The following is an 18,486-nucleotide window of genomic DNA, read 5'->3' on the forward strand; positions in this document are numbered from 1 at the left end:
AACAGAGCTAACACTACATTGTTTCCAACGATTTAGCAGTCGCGATAACATTCGGGCGTTATCATCACTACCATGACTGGGAAAAGCGTTGAGGTGCGTGAGCGCATCGTGCGGGCCACCGCCGAGCTGCTGGGCCAGGGCGGGCGCGAGGCGGCTTCTACCCGCTCGGTCAGCGCCGCCGCTGGAGTCCAGGCTCCTACCATTTACCGGCACTTCGGCGATATGCAGGGGCTGTTCAGTGCGGTGGCCCGCGAAACCTTCGCGGCGTACATCCAGCAGAAGGCCACCCATGAAACGTCGGCTGATCCCCTGGAGGACTTGCGGCGCGGCTGGGATAATCATGTGGCGTTCGGGCTGACCAATCCGGCGGTGTATGGCTTGATGTACAGCGGCGGGGCCGATCCTTCTGCGTTGCGGGACGGCCAGGCGATCTTGCAGCGGCTGGTGAGCCGTGTGGCCCAGGCGGGGCGGCTGCGGGTGGGCGTCTTCCAGGCCGCTGCCATGATCGCTGCCGCCGGGGAAGGGGTCACGCTGTCGCTGATCCGCACCCCACCGCAGGAACGGGACCTGCATCTCTCCATAGCTGTGCGTGAGGCGGTGCTGGGCGCGGTCATCACCTCTCAGGACCAGGACAGCGCTTGCCAGGACCAGGCTGAGACCGCGCGGGTGGCCGTCCGCGCCGTCGCTCTTCACGCCGTGCTTGACGGGACCTCGACTACCCTCTCAGTGGCCGAACGACAGTTGATGGGCGAGTGGCTGGAGCGGCTGACGAAAATTGAGCCGACGCCGCCTGCTGAATCCTGAATCTGCCCCTCACAGAACTCCGGCTGGTGGCAGGGAGACCAGGACCTCCTCTCAGCAACGATCAACGGAGAGCGCCTGGCGGGCTGGTTGACTGGAACACCGAGGAAAACGAAGCGCGTCTCTAGACTTACCGCTCTGGCCGGATAGTTGCGACTTCGCCACCTGCATCTCCCGATAGAGAGGCGAAACTTTGAATTCGCCACCGGTCTCAATCTGTATCACAACCCCGCTGCCCAAAACCCGCAAGGAAAAAGGGAACGGGCTGCCTCCATTGCTGGAGACAGCCCGCCCTGCCGTGCGCTAGCAGATGGTTTAGAGGGTCCCCTTGAGGGTGCTGGCAACCTTAAAGGCTACCTTCTTGCCCGCCGGAATCTGAATCTTCTCGCTGGTGCCGGGGCGCACGCCGGTGCGGGCGGCGGTGTCCTTGACGCTCAGGGTGCCCAGACCGGGCAGGCCGACGCTCTGGCCGCCCTTGATCGAGCTGACCACGGCGTCCAGCATGGCGCTGACCGCTTCCTCGCTCTGCTTCTTGGTCAGGCCGGTCTTATCGGCGACCATTTCCACCAACTGGGTCTTGGCGACCTTGTTGCTGGCGACGGAGGCAGCCTTGCTGGCGGGAGCAGCTTTGGCGGCAGGCTTCTTGGCGGCAGGCTTGGCAGTCTTTTTAGTCATGGTGAGCAGCATGACATATCAGATCGCGCTTGGGAAGGGGGGGGCAACGGGTTAAGGCCCGCCAGCACGCTCTTACTGCCATTCCATTGGGGATTTTAGTGTCTGACACGGTCTTTTTCTGATGTGCTGCTAGAGGCCGTTGTACACGTCAAAAGCCCATTCATTAAGATCGTTGGGGGTGTGGTGCACGTAAAAAGCGCTGCCTGCGGCCCCAGGCGCTACACTCTGGGCACCAAAAATTCACTGTTTTGCCGCGCCATCACGGAGTGCGGCGGACCCAGGAGACCCCTTTCATGACCCAGCCAACCCCGCCCGCTGACCAGTCCATATCGAGCCAGTCCACATCAATCCAGTCCACGCCCGCCGCCAGCCAGGGCGGGTACTGGCCGCCCTTTAAACCCCGCACGCTGACTCTGCCGCAGACCGGCATCATGCACAACCTGCGCGTCAGTGCCGAGCGCTATCCCGGCAAGGTGGCGCTGTGGCATTACGGGCACGCGGTGACCTACGGCGAGCTGCATGACCAGGCCACGCGGCTGGCCGGGCACCTGGCCCAGCGGGGCGTGGGCAAAGGGGACCGGGTGGCGGTCTGGATGCAGAACAGCCCCGCGTGGGTGGTCAGCGCCTTTGCCGCGTGGCATCTGGGCGCGGTGGTGGTGCCGCTGGCCCCCATGCTCCAGGCGCGTGAATTCGGCTTTTTCCTGCAAGACGCCGGAATCAAAGTGGGAATCGTGGGCGCGGAGCTGTACGAAAAGGCCAAGCAGGCCGGGCTGCAACACGCGGTGGTGGCCAACGTCATGCGCGGCACCGACGCGGCGGCAGCCGGAGTGCCGCTGCCCGACGGCCTGGACGTGGAAGCCACACTCCAGGGCGGCGACATCACGCTGGAAGATGCCCTGAAGGCGGACCCCGCCCCCGCCGCGCAGGTGGGCGCGGACGACCTGTGCGTGATGCCCTACACCAGCGGCACCACCGGGCTGCCCAAGGGCTGCATGCACACCCACCACAGCGTGCAGGCCAACGTGTTCGGCGCGGGCGTGTGGGTGGAAGGCACCATCGAGGACATCTTCCTGGCCGCGCTGCCGTACTTCCACGTCACCGGCTTTATCAACAGCCTGCTCACCGGCCTGACCAATGGTGGCCAGATCGTGATCATGTCGCGCTGGGACCGGGACGCCGCCCGCACCCTGATCGCGGGGCATGGCGTGACCATCTGGACCAACACACCCACCATGGTGATCGACATGATGGCCTCGCCGGGCTTCGATCCGGCGGATTTAAAAACCCTGCGCAGCGTCACCGGGGGCGGGGCCAGCCTGCCCGCCGCCGTGGGTCAGAAACTGCTGGACCTGACCGGCATCCTGTTTCTGGAGGGCTACGGCCTGTCCGAGACGATGGCGCAGACCCACAGCAACCCCAAGGGCCGCCAGAAGCTGCAATGTCTGGGCGTGCCGCTGTTCAACGTCGATTCGCGCATCATCGATCTGGACACCCACCAGGAGCTGCCCGCAGGCCAGATCGGCGAGATCGTCATGCGCGGCCCGCAGGTCATGCAGGGCTACTGGAACCGCCCCGAGGCCACTGCCGAGGCGTTCATGGAGATTGACGGCCAGCAGTTTTTTCGCAGCGGAGACCTGGGGTACGTGGACGAGGAGGGGTATTTCTTCTTCACGGACCGCCTCAAGCGCATGGTCAACGTGTCGGGCATGAAGGTCTGGCCCGCCGCGGTGGAAAACAAGCTGCACGCCCACCCCGCCGTGCAGGAAGCCTGCGTGATCAGCGTGCCCGACGAGCGCAGCGGCGAGCGCGCCCGCGCTCTGATCGTGCTGAAGCCTGGAGCAACGGCCACGGGCGAGGACATCGAGAAATGGGCGCGCGAGCAAATGGCCAGCTACAAGGTGCCGCGCGACTATCAGTTCATGGACAGCCTGCCGCGCGGCCCCACCGGCAAGGTGGCCTGGCGGCCCTTGCAGGAGGAGGCGCGAGCGGCGATGGCCGGAAGCTGAGCGGGCCGGAGGGTTGGGACTTGGGGAATTGGACCCAGCGTCCCGGTTTTCTGTTTGGATGGTCTGGCTCAAGATTGACCGTTCCGAGCGCAGCCCATCACACAGCGGACGCCGCGCCGTTCACCCAGACTGCCCCCTATGGACCGTCAACCAGAGCTGCCCGCCGCCGCCTTTCGCCGCGCCGACGAGACGCCGGACGAGCAGTTTTACCGCCAGCCGCGTTTCGTCACCCACATTGACGCCGGGGCCATCGCGGCGGTCACCGGCCTGTACCGCGAGCATTTCCCGGCGGGCGGGCGCGTCCTCGATCTGATGTCCAGTTGGGTCAGCCACCTGCCGCCCGAGGTCCAGTACAGCGAGGTGATGGGTTTGGGCCTCAACCGCGCCGAACTGGAGCGCAACCCGCGCCTGACCTCGTTGGTGGTGCAGAACCTGAACGCCACGCCAGAGTTGCCCTTCGCGGACCGTAGCTACGACGCGGCGGGTATCACCGTCTCTATCGACTACCTGACCGATCCGGTGGCCGTACTGCGTGATCTGGGGCGGGTGCTGGTGCCGGGCGGCCCGGTGGTGATCAGTTTTTCCAACCGCTGCTTTCCCACCAAGGTGGTCGCTGTCTGGCACACGCTGGACGATGCGGGTCACCGGCAACTGGTCCAGCAGTATCTGGAGGCGGCGGGCAACTGGACCGACATCGTTGCCCTGGACCGCAGCCCCCGCTCAGCGCGGGGCCAGTTGACGGGCGATCCGCTCTATGCCGTGGTGGGCCGGGCGAGGGGTTGAGCTTCAGGCGTCGTGCAGGCGGCACTCGATCTGGCCCTTCATGGCGCGGTTGAAGGCGCAGATGGCCCGGCCCCGGTCCACTAGGTGCTGCGCCTGCTGCCTTTCCAGGCCCGGCAACTTGATGTCCAGCGCCACGCTCAGGTCATGGGCGTCACCGTCTTCCACCAGGCCGACGGTGGCCGTGACCTCCATTACGCCGAATTCGGGATACTTCTCGGCGCGGGCGGCTGCGCCCATCGCGCTCTCGAAGCTGGCGGCCAGCGCGGCGGCGAACAGTTGCTCCGGGGTGCTGCCCGCGCCGCCGCCACCGCCCAGGGCCTGCGGCACTGCCAGGCGCACGTCCAGTTGCCCGTCCTCGCTGTCCACATGCCCGGCGCGGCCCCCGTGAGCCGAGGCGGTGATGGAGTAAAAGGCCTCTTTCTTGCTGTTTTGCTGGGTCATGTCCGGCAATCTGAACAAAGCTCCACACGCCTGCGGTACGCCCCCTTACTGTCTGGGAGAAGCCTTCAGAAACGGTCCAGACTTCCCGGCATTCGCGGTGGCACCACACACACGCGGTCCGTCTCCTGATCAACAGCCTGCGGTCAACCCACACTCTTCATCGGAGAAAGCAGGGAGAGTGACGCCACATCGAACCATCTCCCGCCCAATTGCGTACCCTCTGGAACGAACCCCCGTTAACAACACTCAGCCCACCCCCCGCTTTCCGAGGTGCCCTTGATCCCGCCGCCCACACCCCATCCCGACGATCCTGTCGAGCTGTACTTCGTGCCGGAAGGCCGAGCCGCGCAGTTGAAATTTGCCGCGCTGGGCCGCCCGTTGATCTGGGGCGAACTGCGCCGAGCTGGGCGCGTTCCGGATGATCTCAGCGTGGCGCAGCGCTTTCAGATTCAGCAGCGCTTCAGCCGCCGCGTGCTGGGACATCTGGGCGTGCGGCTGGAGCTGCGCGGCCTGGAGAACATTGGAGACGGTCCGTACCTGATCGCCTCCCTGCATGAGGGGATTGCCGACGTGCTGTGCCTGCTGCAATTGCCGCTGCCGATGCGCTTCGTGGCGCGGCGCGAGATCTTTACCTGGCCGGAAATCGGGCCGGTGATCACGCGGCTGGGTCACCTCTCGATCAATCCCGAACATCCGCTGGGCGGCTTCCGTGACCTGTGGCGCGGGGCCACCACCATCCTGGGGGGCGGCGAGAGCCTGGTCACCTTTCCGCAGGGGGCCATCGCGGGCATCCAGAGCGACTTCCAGCGCGGCGTGTTCGAGGTGGCGCGGCGCGTGGGTGCGCCGATCCTGCCGGTCGCCATCAGCGGCACGCACCGTGTCTGGGAGCATCCCTTTGCGCCCACGCTGCGGTACGGGCAGCCTGCCGCCCTGACCGTACTGCCGCCCATCAGCGCTGATGACCTTCAGACGGGCAACCTGGAGGCCATCCGCGTGCGGACCCGCCGGGCCATGAAGGCGGCGGCCCTGAAAGGCGGCAGCCCGCCCGCGCGCGTCTTTGACCCGGACCGCGACGGCTACTGGGACGGCTACCAACTGGACATCGACCCCGATTTTTCCGAGATGGCCCGCAAGATGGAAGCCCACCGCGCGGGCTTCTTGAAAGGCACCGCTTAGAAGGCACCGCTTAAAAAGAACAGCTTAGACGGCACCGCCGGAGAGGTACAGCATGAAACGTATTCTGATTTTATCCGCCCTCCTGACCGCCACATCCACCAGCGCCCAATCCGCCAGCGCGCAGAGCTGGACCAGCATTCAAAAAGAAGCCCAGGGCCAGACCGTCAACTTTTACATGTGGGGCGGCTCGGACGACATCAATAAATACGTGGACACGGTGGTGGCCCCCGCCGCCAAGAAGCTGGGCGTGACATTGCGCCGCGTCCCCGTGTCCGATACCGTGCAGGCCGTCAACAAGGTGCTGGGCGAGAAGCAGGCCGGGAAGAACAGGGGCGGCAGCGTGGACATGATCTGGATCAACGGCGAGAACTTCAAGACCGCCAGCCAGGCCCGGTTGCTGCTGACCGGCTGGTCCGAGTCGCTGCCCAATGCCAAGTACGTCAACTGGAAGAGTCCGGCGGTCCGCAACGATTTCGGCTTCCCGGTCAACGGCGCGGAGTCGCCCTGGGGCAGCTCGCAGTGGCAGTATGTCTACGACAGCTCCCGGGTTAAGGAGGCCGATCTGCCGCGCAGCTTCAAGGAACTGGCGACGTGGACCGGGGCGCATCCGGGCCGCTTCACCTTTCCCGCGCCGCCCAACTTCTCGGGCAACCGCTTTTTGCGCCAGGCCATGTTCGAGCTGGCGGGCGGCCAGAGCCAGTTCGTCGGGGCGTACAGGCCGGAGCTGTGGGCCAGAACTGCGCCCAAGCTCTGGACCTACCTCAGGGCCATCCAGCCGAACCTGTGGCGCGGCGGTCAGACCTTCCCCGCCGACGTGCCCAACCTGTACTCGCTGTTCGCCAACGGCGAGATCGACTTCGCCTTCGTGCAGAACATCGCTGGAATCGCCGCCGAGGTCAAGAGCGGCGTGCTGCCCACCACGGCGCGGGTCTTCATCTTCGACGCTGGAACCGTGACCGACACGCATTACGTCGCCATTCCGTACAACTCGGCCCACTCCGCCGGGGCCAAGGTGGTGGCGAACCTGATGCTGACGCCGGAACTGCAACTGGCCAAGCTGTCGGGCAACCTGTGGGGCGATGGCCTGGGCATTGATCCGGCGCGGGTGGGGCCGGAATTTCAGAAACAGGTCAAGGCCACCCTGAAGGTCGGACCGTATACCCTGGACCCGGCCCTGCTAAGCAGCAAGGCGTTCAGCGATGTGGACGCCCAGTACGACAAGAATGTGCAGGACGGGTTTAAAAAGGAAATTCTAAAATAAATTCAGTGCGACTCCTGCCCTTCCTGCCTGCATTGGTGGTCACTGCCCTGCTGTTCGGCGGAGGTCTGCTGCTGGGCGGGTTGCAGAGCTTGGGCTACGCGCCCGCGCTGGGGCAGACCGCACTGAAGCTGGACGCCTACCGGGACCTCTTCGCGGACCGCAGTTTCTGGGCGGCGCTGGGCCTGACCGCGTGGGTGGCGACGGCCAGCACCTTTCTGGCGGCGGTGTTCGGCACGGCCTTTGCCCTGCTGCTGCAACGGGCCGGGGCGGGCGGACGCCTGCGTTTTCTGTTCGGCCTGACGCTGCCCATTCCGCATCTGGTGGCGTCGGTCCTCACGTTGCTGCTGATCTCGCAGAGCGGTCTGCTGTCGCGCCTGACGCTGGCAGCGGGCATCACGTCCGGGCCGCAGGACTTTCCGGCGCTGCTGTATGACCGCCGGGGCCTGGGCATTCTGCTGGAGCTGGTCTGGAAGGAAACGCCCTTTATCGGCCTGAATGTGCTGGCCGCCTTGACCCGGCTCGATCCGCGTCTCAATGAGGTGGCGCGGACGCTGGGGGCCGGACGCTGGACCCGGTTGGTCCGCGTGACCCTGCCACTGATTCGCCCGGCGCTGCTGTCATCGGGGATTCTGGTCTTCGCCTTCAGCCTGTCGTCGTTTGAGGTCCCGGCGCTGCTGGGGGCCACCTCGCCCACCACACTGCCGGTGCTGGCCTACCGCGCCTTTACCGACACCGATCTGAGCACTAGGGCCGAAGCGTTGGCGATCAGCATGGTGGTGGCGGCCCTGGGCGGGGCGCTGGTCTGGGGCTATGTTCGAGCGACGGGCCGAGGCGGACGAGGTTAGCCTTTACGCGCCGCCACCAGCATGTCGTTCATGCGCTGGAAAAAGGCGTCGTACTCACCGCTCTTCTCGGCAAAACGCTGGGGGTGGACCCGCTCCACCAGCACCTCCTTCACGTCTGGTTGCCGGGTCAGGATCTCCATCGTCTCGGCGATGAACCCGTCCAGGGGCATGGCGTGGGGATCGTTGGCCTGCCGCTCGCCCTGCAAAGTCGTCTGGACGTAGGGTGGCACCAGTTCGATCACCTGAACACTAGTGTCGGCCAGTTGATAGCGCATGGCCTGGGTGTAGGAATGAATGGCCGCTTTCGTCGCGCTGTACGTCGGACCGAGAGACAGCGGTACAAATGCCAGCCCTGAGGAAACGGTCATGACTGTGGCACTTGGTTGCTTCAGCAGATGCGGCAGCAGCGCCGAATTCAGCCGGATCGGGCCGAGCAGGTTGGTGGTGATGTGCGCCTCGGCGGTGTTCGTCTCGCCGGTTTTCAGGTCTTCCTCCTGCATGATGCCCGCGTTGTGGATGACTGCGTTCAGGGCAGGATATTCCTGGATGAGTTCGGCAGCCACACGCGTGATGTCGGCCCCGTCGCTCACGTCCAGCACCACCCCTTTCATGCCGGCATGCGCGGCGACCGTCTTGTCCAGCGTGGCCTGATTGCGCCCGGTGATGATGACTGTATTTCCCAGGCCGTGGAAGGCCGCCGCCAGCCCCTGCCCAATGCCTGAATTGCCGCCCGTGATCAGAATGGTATTGCCCGTCGTTTGCATGTTGATCTCCTTGCCCCGATGCTAGACTTATTGCGGTTGAATAGGAAGTAAGCACCATAGAGTTCTATACTTACCTACTGGAGAGTGTTGTGTGACAGCAGAAAAACTGGACTTCACCTCGGCTTATGGTGTGCCGCCCGAACGTTCGGACCCGGAGCTGGATGCCCTGGTGCGCGAGATCATCGGGCGGGTGGCCGACAAGTGGACCATGCTCATTCTGGAAACGCTGGAGGAGAATGGCCGGGTGCGCTTCACGCGGCTGGGAATACTGGTGGGCGGCATCAGCCAGAAGATGCTGACCAAGACCCTGCGCCAGATGGAGGAGGGCGGCCTGCTGACGCGCACGGTTTACCCGGTGATTCCGCCAAAAGTGGACTACGAGCTGACCGAACTGGGCCGAAGCCTCAGTGCGGCGTTCTGCGGTGTGTGGCACTGGGCCGAGCATTACCGCGAGGACATCGAGGCCGCGCGGCGGGCCTTCGCGCAGCGCGCGGCGCAGGAACATGGCGACGCCGATTGAGTCTGGACCGTGCTACCCTTCTGGACAACGTGATAGACGGTGAATTCGGCGGCCTGTGGTGAGCCGGACCCTTCTCAAATCCACCCTGACGCTGGGACTGGGTGTCTCGGCGCTGCTGCCCGTGGTGCTGTTGGCGGTGTGGTCCTTCGCCGGGCGCTGGTATTTCCCGGCCCTGTGGCCTTCCGAGTGGAGTGTGCGGGCGTGGCAGTCGGTGTTTTCTCCCACCTCGCAGGTATGGACGGCCCTGTGGGGCAGCCTGTGGGTGGCGTCGGTGACGGCTGTTCTGGGCACGGCCATCGCGCTTCCGGCGGCGCGGGCACTCAGTTTGGGTACGGTGCGGGTAAAAGGGTTGCTCTCGGCGCTGCTGCTCGCGCCCCTGGTGCTGCCGTCCTTCGCCAGCGTGATGGGCATTCAGGTGATCTTTATCCGTCTGGGACTGGCCGACACCCGCCCCGGCGTGGTGCTGGCGCACCTGATTCCGGTGGTTCCCTACGCAGTGGTGCTGCTGGGCGGCGTCTTCGGCGGCTACGACGCGCGGCTGGAAGGGGCGGCCCGCACGCTGGGGGCCAGCCGCTCTCAGGTCTTCTGGCGCGTGACCCTGCCCGTGATCCTGCCCGGCGTGCTGGTCAGCCTGCTGTTCGCGTTTCTGGTCTCCTGGAGCGAGTATCTGCTGACCTTGATCGTGGGCGGCGGGCAGGTGCTGACGCTGCCGCTGCTGCTGTTTTCCGCCGTGCAGGGCGGCGATTACGCCATCACGGGGGCACTGAGCCTGCTGTATATCGCGCCCACACTGGCTGTGTTCGCCGTCATCGCGCCGCGCGTGCAGGGCTGGCGCACTTGAGCCGCCTGAGCATCACCGGACTAGGCAAGGTGTATGCGGACGGTCCAGCGGTCCTCGAACACATCGATCTGGACCTTGTTTCGGGTGAACGCTTCGTCCTGCTGGGGGCATCGGGGAGTGGCAAGAGCACGCTGCTGCGCGTCATCGCCGGGCTGGAAGAGGCCCAGAGCGGTGACGTGCAGGTGGACGGAAAGAGCATTCTCAGCGTTCCTGCCGAGAAACGCGAGATCGGGCTGGTCTTTCAGCAACCCCTGCTGTTTCCGCACCTGAATGTGGAGAGGAACCTGTCTTTCGGCCTGAACCTGCGTGGCGCATCCGCCAGAGAGGTGGCCCCCAGAGTAGAAAAGATGCTGTCTCAGACGGGCCTGGGCGGCTTCGGCAAACGCCTGCCACATCAGCTTTCGGGCGGCCAGGAGCAGCGGGTGGCGCTGGCACGGGCGCTGATGACGGACCCGAAGGTGCTGCTGCTGGACGAGCCGTTCAGCGCCCTGGACGCGCCGCTGCGCCGGGAGATGCGGCGCTGGGTGGTGGAGTTGCAGCGGCAGGCTGGGACCACGCTGCTGCTCGTCACCCACGATCAGGAGGAAGCGCTGGCGGTGGCCGGGCGCATCGGCTTTCTGGAAGCCGGACGCCTGCGGCAGGTGGGCGAGCCGGAAGACTTCTTCCTGCGGCCCGCGGGCCTGAGTGTGGCGCGGTTCTTCGGCGGCCAGAATTTCATTGTGGGCCAGCAACATGGCTCTACCGTACAGACCGCCCTCGGCCCCTTCGTCACGCCGCGTCAGCACAGCGGCCCGGTCACGCTGACCTTTCGCCCGGAGGCGCTGGAGTTGGGAGAGACTGCCTCCAACTCGTTCCGCGCTCGGGTTCGCGGCGCGTCGTTCGGCGGCACCTTCCGGAACTACGAACTGGAGGTGAACGGTTGGCCTCTTATCTGGCACGCTGCGCCTTCCATAAAAGCAACAGTGGGGGAGACGCTGGCATTGCATGTGCCGCCCGAAGCGTGCTGGACGGTTCCCGAGTCTCTGGCTTGATGTGGACTTCCCGTGCGTTCACGGCCATGGCGAACTTCTCCGGTCAGGCTCCAGAAATTCCGTCCTCACAGGACCGCCGGGAAGGGGCCTCTAACCGTTTCCGAGGGGTCCTAGGACCATCCCCATTACCATCCCGCCAGATCGTCCTTGAGGTCATCTGCCGCCAGTTGCGCGTAGCCCTTGCGGGTGGTGTCCACCGAAGCGTGGCCCAGGTGCGCGGCTACCCGTCCAAAGTCCTTGATCTGCCGCAGCAGGCGCGTCCCGGCGTACTTGCGCCCCGGATGGAAGCCCCGGAAGCGGACGCCCGCCGCCCTGAACGCTTTCTCGATGTGATAGCGCGCGGTCATCACGCTGGCGTAGCGGAAGACCCGCTCGGCGGGCGTGGTGCGCTTGCCGCCGCCGTGGTCCGGGCCGCCGGGGGCGTACAGCGCGCGGTACTGCCGGGTCGCGCGGCCCAGGCTGCTGCTCATGGCGACGATTCGCCCCTTGCGTCCCTTGCCGGAGCGCACGCTTATTCTGCGGGTCGTCTCGTCCAGATCAGCCCACTCCAGGGCCAGCGCCTCGCTGATCCGCAGACCGGCGTGGGCGGTCAGGAACAGCAAGAATTTGGCCAGCACATCGGCACATTCGATCACGTCGGCCAGCTCGTCCTCGGAGTAGGGTGGGCGTTTGACGATGCCGGGGGTGGGGTCGCGGGGCACGCGCACGTCCCCAAAAGGATCGGCCTCGGATGCCCCCGCCCAGCGCAGAGCGCGGTACAGGCAACTGGCCGCCGCCACTTTCAGGCCCACCCCGGCGGGTTTGCGCCCCGCCGCCAGCATGGCGTTCACGTAGCCCTGCGCGTCGTGGCGTCCGGGCCGCAGGAGTCCCACGGCCTGCGCGGCGGCATGTTCCACGTACTGCCGCACGCCCAGCGCGTAGGCCTCCACCGTGCGTGGGCTGGTCAGCACGCCGCTGCCGCCGCCGTGGGCCAGATACGCGACGGTCAGCGATACCAGGGCCGGGGCGTCCTTGTCGGCAGCGGCCCGGACCGCGCGGCGGCGCAACTCGTCGTCGTGCAGCCCCGTCCATTCGCGGGTGCGGGACAGCAGATCACCCCGGTAGACCTCCAGCGTCATCGACGGCCATCCACAGGCCGGCTCCAGAGGGTGATGGTGGTGGGTCGACGCAGGTTCACTCCGCCATTCTAGCCGTTCTCTTGCCTAAGAAGCATTAGATCAGAGAAATGCGGAATGAACTATTCAAACGATCGACTGCAATTCCAGGGCAGCCAGGAGCTCTGCTGACGCGCCGAAGACGCGCCAACTCAGCTCAGCATCAGGTGCTCGTCCAGCGCGCGGCGGTCCGGCGCGTCAGTCAGTGAATCGCTGCACGCCTCCTGCTGGGCCAGCCCCCTGGCCCCGGCCTCCAGCGTGCCAGGCGGCGACGCGAGAACGTGGCCATAGATACTCTTGACGCTCAGCGCCGCAGCGAACTGTTCGGCGATGGCCTGCAAATCTGTGGTCTCCACGGCACTGTGCCTGGTCCCCTTCCCCGCTAGGCCCGGATCGCCTGCCTTCGCCGCGGCCCCATCATGTCCTGTGGGCGGCTGCGCCCGGATACCACGAGGGCTTTATCAAGCTCACGCTGGCCGTCGCCGAGTTCTGCCCGCAGGACACGCCCGTGCCAGATTGTTCTTCCATTCCACGCGACGCGTGTTTCTTGCTTCTCCTTCCACTCGGGTGAAAGCTGGCACTTTAGCCGCAATCTGTATCAGCCGCCCTCTTCCGCTGGCCGCGACAGTTTCCCGGCGATCACCGCATGGCGCGCCCCCGTCGTGTGTGGCAGCGTGTTGCGCCAGCCCTGGTACGCGTAATACCCCAGGATGGCAAATGCCGCCGCCTCCCGCGCGCTGGAATTCCAGCCGCGTTCCTCGAAAGTCAGCACCGGGATGGGGGCGAGGGCCGCCCTGAGCTGCGCCATAAAGGTGGGATTGTACGCGCCGCCACCTGCCACCACGATCTCGTCGAGGCCGTGGGGCACGATAAATCGCTCGTAGGCGTCCACCACCGTCTGCGCGCTGAAGGCCGTCACGGTGGCGGCGATGTCGTGGGCGTTCAGCTCGAAGACGCCGGGCAGCCTTTGCAGATTCCAGCGTTCGCGTCCGGTGGATTTGGGTGGCGGAGCCGCCAGATAAGCGTCCTGCCGCCACGTTTCTATAAGAGTATCGGCCACATACCCATTCGCGCCCATGCGCCCGCCGTCGTCGAATCGCTGGCGGAACAGCTCGGCGGCCTCGTCGATCAGCGCGTTGGCCGGGCCGGTGTCGAAGGCGATCACCCCCGCCTCGTCCAACCCCGGCAGATAGGTCAGGTTGCTGATGCCGCCCAGGTTGTGGATCGCCCGCTTGACGCCCGATTCGGCGTACATCAGCCGGTCCGCGAAGGGCACCAGCGGCGCGCCCTGCCCCCCGGCCACCATGTCGGGCGGGCGGAAGTCCGAGACGACCGGCTTGCCAGTGCGCTCCACGATCACCGACGCCTCGCCGATCTGGAGGGTGGAGCGGGTGTGCCAGCCGCGCGTCTCGTCGGGCGCGGGAATGTGGTGGACGGTCTGCCCGTGGCTGGCAATGAGATCCGCACCGCCGGAGAGTTCGGCGGCAGCGTCGGCCAGCGCTTCCCCCAGCCAGAAATGAAGCTGGGTGATCTCACTGGTCTTCGCCTCGTCGCGGTTGGCGGCCAGCAAAGCGGCGCGCAGATCATCAGCAAAGGGAGTGTAGTGGTGTTCCAGCACCTTCGCGCGCGGCGCGGCTCCGGCCAATTCGGGCGGGCGGCCCCCCGCACCCACAGCGGGCCAGCCCGGAAGTTCAATCAGCACGGCGTCGATGCCGTCCACGCTGGTGCCGTTCATCAGCCCCAGCAGGCGGGGGGCGCGGCTCACGCCTGACCTCCGCCTGGCTTCCGTGCCACAGCAACAAGGGTGACCCGCCTCAGCACCGCCGCACCCGTCCCCGTCGCTCACTCGTCTGCATGACCGCACTATAGACCACTTGCATACCAGATGCGGACCAGCTACAGTGAAGTGGTCACATTCACGTCTCAATACCTCTGCTCTGTTCCGCACTGCCTGCCCCGCAGGCCAGGAGACGCCATGAAGAGAAATCCCGTGAACTCGTTTTTGACGGCTGCCCTGACCCTGACCCTGCTGGTCGCCGCCCCGGCGGACGCGCAAACGGTGGAACGCGGCGGCACGCTGCAACTGGCTGTCGATCAATCGCCAGTGGGCCTGGACCCGCATATCGCGACGGCCTTTTCAACCTTTGTGGTCACCGGGCAGATTTACGAGGGCCTGCTGGACATCGATCCCGCCCTCAAGATCAGGCCGCTCCTCGCCAGCAAGTACACCAAAAGTGCCGACGGCCTCAAATACGTGTTCACGCTGCGCTCCGGCGTCAAGTTCCACAACGGCGACGCCCTGAGCGCGCAGGACGTGGTGTTCTCGATGGACCGCGTGAAGGACCCCAAGACCGCCTCACCCCTGGCCAGCCGCCTCAGCTCGGTGGGCGACATCAAGGCGACGGGACCGCTGGAAGTCACCTTCGTTCTCTCCAAGCCCTTCGCGCCGTTTCTGAGCGAGGTGGCCACCATTTCCATCGTGGATAAAAAGTACGTGGAGGGCGGCGGCAATCTGCAACGGAGCGCCGTCGGCACCGGTCCCTTCGCCTTCAAGCAGTGGGTGCCGGATACCTTTATCGAACTGTCCAGGAACGCCAGCTACTGGGGCAAGGGCCAGCCATACCTGGACGCCCTGAAGTTCAACATCGTGCCGGACGCCTCCACCCGCCAGATCGGTCTCCAGAGCGGCACCTATCAATTCCTGCCCAACATCGACGCCAGCGTGGCCGCCACGCTCAAGGGTGCGCCCGGCGTGCAACTGCTCAAATCCCAGGACCTGGCCTACAGCCTGATGGGCGTCAACGTGACCCGCAAACCCTTCAATGATCCGCGCGTGCGCGAGGCGCTGAATTATGCCATTAACCGCCCCGAACTGGTCCAGGGCGTGTATTTCGGCGACGCCGTTCCCGCCGGACCGCTGCCGCCCGTGCTGAAGTCGTATGCCACGCCCACCGAGAATTTCGCGTGCTACACCAACAACGCCGCAAAAGCCAGGGAGTTGCTGAAACAGGCGGGTTATCCCAACGGCGTGGATTTCTCGATCCTGACTTTTTCCACCGTCAAGACCGTCTCGGACTCGGCGCAGGTGTTGCAGGCGCAGCTCGCCAAGGCGGGGTTCCGGGCCAAGGTGGACGTGCAGGAATTCGGCAGCTTCGTGCAGAACTGGCGCAACTCCAACTTCGACGCCTTCGTGTCCCTGAACGGCGGCTCGGTGGACCCCGACGGCCACCTGTACCGGGGCCTGATCTCGGGCGGCTCCACCAACGTCTTCAAGTACGCCGATCCGGCGGTGGACAAACTGCTCGAAGAGGGCCGCAGTGCCACCAGCAACGGCAGCCGCGTGCGTACCTACGCGCAGCTTCAGAAGTCGCTGGCCTGCCGGGGTCCGATCCAGTTCCTGGCCTACGGCACGCTGTTCTCGGCGGCCCGCGCCAACGTCAAGGGCTTTGCGCCCAACCCGACGCGCTCGCTGAGCAGCCTCAAGACGACGTGGCTGGACCGCTGATTCTGATTTGAATTGGCAGTGCTGTCGACAATTCGGAATGTGAACATACAGCGCCCTCCCAGCGCTGCCCAACTGAAGAAACAAACAAAATTTCTGCGGCGATGAAACCCTGAGGGTATATTTCAACGGGTCAGGTCACATGTTCCAAGCGGCACAGCATGAGCCGGATGTTAGCGATGCAGAACCACGTATCTGTCATTTGGGGCAGCTCCTCGTCACCTCGGCCCAACCGGCGGCAGCGGGTTTTCCGCGCGAAGGTCCGCTCCACCACCCAGCGGAGAGGCCGCACCACAAAATCCTGTTGTCCAGCCAGTTTCTTAACAAGATCTATGGTCCAGCTCAAGACCCGGCTGCCCCATGACACAGGTTCACCCGCCGTTGAACGCTTTCTATGTGGCGTCCTCCTGAAAGTGCTGGAAAGAACCGTATATCGCCTCTGCGGCACAGCTAAAACACGCCCGGAGCGCTGATCCGTGCATAGCCTGCCGAAAAATGCATGTGCCACACGTAAATTTAGAGATTTGCCGACATGCGAACGGTGGAGTTGAATGGTGGAAGCGAGGAACCACCTGAACGTCAGAGTATGAGCGCAGGCAACCGGAGTCAGTCAAAAAACCGCTACCAGCGCGCATAAAGCAGCCTCTCCATCCGTCCTTCGAAGGGTTACATGAAGGCGCACTCACTATATTTGCATCTAACTAAACATGTGATAAGTTTTACATTAGTCGGCATCTCGTCAGACCCTGCTACGGTGCTCAATTTGCTCATGCAGAATGACCTTAACCATCGAAAAAGAAATAATGATTACGATTACGCACTACTGCGGATCGAAAGGAGTCTCATCACCGTGACCGTCTCTAAATCACCGTTGTCGTTCGTCCCTCAGGTCATGACGCCGATCCACCGACCGACCACAACCGTGGTGGTGCCTGCGATGAACGAAGCACGGAACCTGCCACACGTCCTGCCCTTAATTCCCGCCTGGGTTGATGAGGTCATTCTGGTGGATGGAAACTCAAAGGATAATACGGTGGATGTTGCCAGGGCATTGTTGCCCCATATCCGCATCGTCAAGCAATCTGGCCGTGGTAAAGGCAATGCGCTGCGTGAAGGGTTCGCAGCAGCCACGGGCGATATCATCGTCATGATCGATGCTGATGGCAGTACCGATCCGGGCGAAATCGGTAACTTCGTGCGCCATCTGCGCTCGGGTGCCGATTTTGTCAAGGGATCGCGGTTCCTGCAAGGCGCTGGTTCAAGCGACATTTCGCGTATTCGCAATGGCGGGAATGCCTGCATCACCATGGCTGTACGGATATTGTTCGGCGGACGCTACTCTGACCTGTGTTACGGTTACAACGCGTTCTGGCGCTCAGTTCTGCCGAAGCTTGACCTGGATTGTAACGGCTTTGAAATTGAGACGCTGATGGGCATTCGCGCCCTCAAGGCCAGACTGAAGATCGTCGAGATACACAGCTTTGAGCACGAACGCATTCACGGCACGAGCAATCTTCACGCCGTCCGTGACGGTTGGCGAATTTTTAGACTCATCTTGCGAGAGCGTTTTATGAAGCGGATAGCGCCCATTCAAGATGCCGACGCCTCCTCTGCTCCGACGTCTTAACACGGTTACCTTGTGAAGGCAGTCCTGTCCGCCTCAGTCGTGATCTGCGCGTACAGCGAGCGCCGATGGGATGACTTGCAAGCCGCTGTTCAGTCTGTGCAGAGGCAGACAGTTGCCGCACAGGAAATTATCGTCGTCATAGACCACAACCCGGACCTGCTGGAGAAGGCCAAAATTGCTCTGGCAGGCGCGACTGTTATGCCTAATTCGCAGCGCAGGGGTCTGTCGGGTGCGAGGAATACCGGGTTGCAAAGTACCACAGGCGACGTCGTGGTCTTCCTTGATGACGATGCCGTGGCCAATCCTTCTTGGCTCCGAGGTTTATTGTCCGGATATGACGATCCGGCGGTTCTGGGCGTAGGAGGCAGAATCGAGCCTCGGTGGGACGGTGGCCAGCCCCGCTGGTTCCCGCCAGAGTTTTTATGGGTCGTGGGTTGTACGTATGCTGGAATGCCAGATACACCCTCGCCAGTGCGGAACGTTATCGGAGCGAGTATGTCGACCAGGCGAGCAGTGGCCAGCGAAGCAGGTGGGTTTCGCGTTTCACTTGGTCGTATTGCCAGCGTGCCACTGGGAGGGGAAGAAACCGAATTCTGTATTCGGACGGCTGCTGCGTCTGTCGGTGGATTCTGGCTGTACGATCCACGTGCTGTGGTTCATCACCGTGTCCCGACCACCCGTGCCAACTGGCATTATTTTTTGACCCGCTGCTTGGCAGAAGGGTATTCCAAAAGTGCTGTGGCCCGATTTGTTGGTTCGGGGCCTGCCCTCGCGTCTGAACGAAACTACACTCTGCGCGTGCTTCCGCGGGGCATTTTGAGAGGCTTGCGTGATGTGACGCGTGGGGACATCACGGGACTGGCCCGGGGAGCGGCAATCTGGCTCGGTTTCACGGCCACCGCCGCTGGTTACCTCGTGGGAAAGGTGCACCCCTACCAACCGTCCGCCGGACCCCGCCCGCACATCGCGTTGGGCGAAGATGAAGGGATGACAGGGTGACGTCTCCTTCCGTTGAGGCCGCGTCGCCTCCTGTGGCCCCTCCGTTCGAGGCGTTGCATG

18 protein-coding genes are annotated in these 18,486 nt (G+C 64.3%); 12 read left to right on the forward strand and 6 right to left on the reverse strand.

All coding sequences use genetic code 11. The annotated features are described in order from the left end of the window. Window positions 1–72: 72 nt before the first annotated feature. Entirely contained in the window at window positions 73–804 is a 732-nt protein-coding gene (locus Q322_RS0104940; protein ID WP_034417640.1) for a TetR/AcrR family transcriptional regulator, read from the forward strand. 312 nt (window positions 805–1,116) lie between these two features. Here the strand turns inward: Q322_RS0104940 and Q322_RS0104945 are convergent, their stop codons facing one another. Then, complete coding sequence (locus tag Q322_RS0104945) at window positions 1,117–1,488, reverse strand: HU family DNA-binding protein (RefSeq protein ID WP_029476532.1); 372 nt, start codon at window positions 1,486–1,488, stop codon at window positions 1,117–1,119. A gap of 281 nt (window positions 1,489–1,769) precedes the next feature. Between Q322_RS0104945 and Q322_RS0104950 the strand changes: the two genes are divergently transcribed. After that, entirely contained in the window at window positions 1,770–3,482 is a 1,713-nt protein-coding gene (locus Q322_RS0104950) for a long-chain-fatty-acid--CoA ligase (RefSeq protein WP_084147799.1), read from the forward strand. A 138-nt stretch (window positions 3,483–3,620) separates the two neighbouring features. Then, window positions 3,621–4,265, forward strand: coding sequence for a methyltransferase domain-containing protein (locus tag Q322_RS0104955; RefSeq protein ID WP_029476536.1), 645 nt, complete (start codon window positions 3,621–3,623; stop codon window positions 4,263–4,265). A gap of 3 nt (window positions 4,266–4,268) precedes the next feature. Here the strand turns inward: Q322_RS0104955 and Q322_RS0104960 are convergent, their stop codons facing one another. Beyond that, window positions 4,269–4,706: an Ohr family peroxiredoxin gene (locus tag Q322_RS0104960; protein WP_051668212.1), complete on the reverse strand. Its 438-nt coding sequence runs from the start codon at window positions 4,704–4,706 to the stop codon at window positions 4,269–4,271. Between the two features lie 276 nt (window positions 4,707–4,982). Between Q322_RS0104960 and Q322_RS0104965 the strand changes: the two genes are divergently transcribed. From Q322_RS0104965 to Q322_RS0104975, 3 genes are read left to right on the forward strand one after another with little or no spacing between them, the layout of a single operon-like run. After that, window positions 4,983–5,882, forward strand: coding sequence for a lysophospholipid acyltransferase family protein (locus Q322_RS0104965; RefSeq protein WP_162176584.1), 900 nt, complete (start codon window positions 4,983–4,985; stop codon window positions 5,880–5,882). 52 nt (window positions 5,883–5,934) lie between these two features. Further along, window positions 5,935–7,143, forward strand: coding sequence for an ABC transporter substrate-binding protein (locus tag Q322_RS0104970; RefSeq protein ID WP_029476541.1), 1,209 nt, complete (start codon window positions 5,935–5,937; stop codon window positions 7,141–7,143). Window positions 7,144–7,148: 5 nt separating this feature from the next. Further along, window positions 7,149–7,988, forward strand: coding sequence for an ABC transporter permease (locus tag Q322_RS0104975; protein ID WP_051668216.1), 840 nt, complete (start codon window positions 7,149–7,151; stop codon window positions 7,986–7,988). On the opposite strand, the gene Q322_RS0104980 is transcribed toward Q322_RS0104975, so the two are convergent. Continuing rightward, window positions 7,985–8,752 (reverse strand): SDR family oxidoreductase, encoded by a 768-nt coding sequence (locus Q322_RS0104980; protein ID WP_029476545.1) that lies wholly within the window; start codon window positions 8,750–8,752, stop codon window positions 7,985–7,987. The genes Q322_RS0104975 and Q322_RS0104980 overlap by 4 nt on opposite strands. 91 nt (window positions 8,753–8,843) lie before the next feature. Between Q322_RS0104980 and Q322_RS0104985 the strand changes: the two genes are divergently transcribed. The 3 genes from Q322_RS0104985 to Q322_RS23800 are packed head-to-tail and all read left to right on the forward strand — an operon-like array spanning window position 8,844 to window position 11,144. After that, window positions 8,844–9,272, forward strand: a complete 429-nt coding sequence (locus Q322_RS0104985) for a winged helix-turn-helix transcriptional regulator (protein WP_051668218.1) — start codon at window positions 8,844–8,846, stop codon at window positions 9,270–9,272. A gap of 58 nt (window positions 9,273–9,330) precedes the next feature. Continuing rightward, a complete protein-coding gene (locus tag Q322_RS0104990; RefSeq protein ID WP_162176585.1) occupies window positions 9,331–10,113 on the forward strand; it encodes an ABC transporter permease in 783 nt (260 codons plus the stop codon). Next, on the forward strand, window positions 10,110–11,144 hold the full coding sequence (locus Q322_RS23800; protein WP_029476550.1) for an ABC transporter ATP-binding protein: 1,035 nt from the start codon (window positions 10,110–10,112) through the stop codon (window positions 11,142–11,144). The genes Q322_RS0104990 and Q322_RS23800 overlap by 4 nt, the downstream gene beginning before the upstream one ends. 125 nt (window positions 11,145–11,269) lie before the next feature. On the opposite strand, the gene Q322_RS0105000 is transcribed toward Q322_RS23800, so the two are convergent. The 3 genes from Q322_RS0105000 to Q322_RS0105010 form a co-directional block, all read right to left on the reverse strand. Further along, window positions 11,270–12,262, reverse strand: coding sequence for a tyrosine-type recombinase/integrase (locus Q322_RS0105000; RefSeq protein WP_029476552.1), 993 nt, complete (start codon window positions 12,260–12,262; stop codon window positions 11,270–11,272). A 188-nt stretch (window positions 12,263–12,450) separates the two neighbouring features. After that, a complete protein-coding gene (locus tag Q322_RS0105005; protein WP_029476554.1) occupies window positions 12,451–12,654 on the reverse strand; it encodes a hypothetical protein in 204 nt (67 codons plus the stop codon). 242 nt (window positions 12,655–12,896) lie between these two features. Continuing rightward, window positions 12,897–14,063, reverse strand: a complete 1,167-nt coding sequence (locus Q322_RS0105010; RefSeq protein ID WP_245593143.1) for an anhydro-N-acetylmuramic acid kinase — start codon at window positions 14,061–14,063, stop codon at window positions 12,897–12,899. A gap of 210 nt (window positions 14,064–14,273) precedes the next feature. Here Q322_RS0105010 and Q322_RS0105015 point away from each other — a divergent pair, with 210 nt between their 5' ends. The 3 genes from Q322_RS0105015 (at window position 14,274) to Q322_RS24940 (ending at window position 18,426) form a co-directional block, all read left to right on the forward strand. Then, window positions 14,274–15,803, forward strand: a complete 1,530-nt coding sequence (locus tag Q322_RS0105015) for an ABC transporter substrate-binding protein (RefSeq protein ID WP_029476556.1) — start codon at window positions 14,274–14,276, stop codon at window positions 15,801–15,803. 667 nt (window positions 15,804–16,470) lie between these two features. Further along, window positions 16,471–17,427, forward strand: coding sequence for a glycosyltransferase family 2 protein (locus tag Q322_RS0105025; protein WP_245593144.1), 957 nt, complete (start codon window positions 16,471–16,473; stop codon window positions 17,425–17,427). A 39-nt stretch (window positions 17,428–17,466) separates the two neighbouring features. Beyond that, window positions 17,467–18,426 carry a glycosyltransferase family 2 protein gene (locus tag Q322_RS24940; protein WP_425388216.1) on the forward strand — a complete coding sequence of 320 codons (960 nt, stop codon included), beginning with the start codon at window positions 17,467–17,469 and terminating at the stop codon, window positions 18,424–18,426. Window positions 18,427–18,486: the final 60 nt, after the last annotated feature.

Origin of the sequence: Deinococcus frigens DSM 12807, assembly GCF_000701425.1 — a bacterium.
Taxonomy (GTDB): domain Bacteria; phylum Deinococcota; class Deinococci; order Deinococcales; family Deinococcaceae; genus Deinococcus; species Deinococcus frigens.

Coding starts and splice junctions, on each gene's coding strand:
- Q322_RS0104940 (WP_034417640.1), top strand. CDS start 73: ATGACTGGGAAAAGCGTTGAGGTGCGTGAGCGCATCGTGCGGGCCACC.
- Q322_RS0104945 (WP_029476532.1), bottom strand. CDS start 1,488: ATGCTGCTCACCATGACTAAAAAGACTGCCAAGCCTGCCGCCAAGAAG.
- Q322_RS0104950 (WP_084147799.1), top strand. CDS start 1,770: ATGACCCAGCCAACCCCGCCCGCTGACCAGTCCATATCGAGCCAGTCC.
- Q322_RS0104960 (WP_051668212.1), bottom strand. CDS start 4,706: ATGACCCAGCAAAACAGCAAGAAAGAGGCCTTTTACTCCATCACCGCC.
- Q322_RS0105000 (WP_029476552.1), bottom strand. CDS start 12,262: ATGACGCTGGAGGTCTACCGGGGTGATCTGCTGTCCCGCACCCGCGAA.
- Q322_RS0105015 (WP_029476556.1), top strand. CDS start 14,274: ATGAAGAGAAATCCCGTGAACTCGTTTTTGACGGCTGCCCTGACCCTG.
- Q322_RS0104980 (WP_029476545.1), bottom strand. CDS start 8,752: ATGCAAACGACGGGCAATACCATTCTGATCACGGGCGGCAATTCAGGC.
- Q322_RS0105025 (WP_245593144.1), top strand. CDS start 16,471: ATGAAGGCGCACTCACTATATTTGCATCTAACTAAACATGTGATAAGT.
- Q322_RS0104970 (WP_029476541.1), top strand. CDS start 5,935: ATGAAACGTATTCTGATTTTATCCGCCCTCCTGACCGCCACATCCACC.
- Q322_RS0104955 (WP_029476536.1), top strand. CDS start 3,621: ATGGACCGTCAACCAGAGCTGCCCGCCGCCGCCTTTCGCCGCGCCGAC.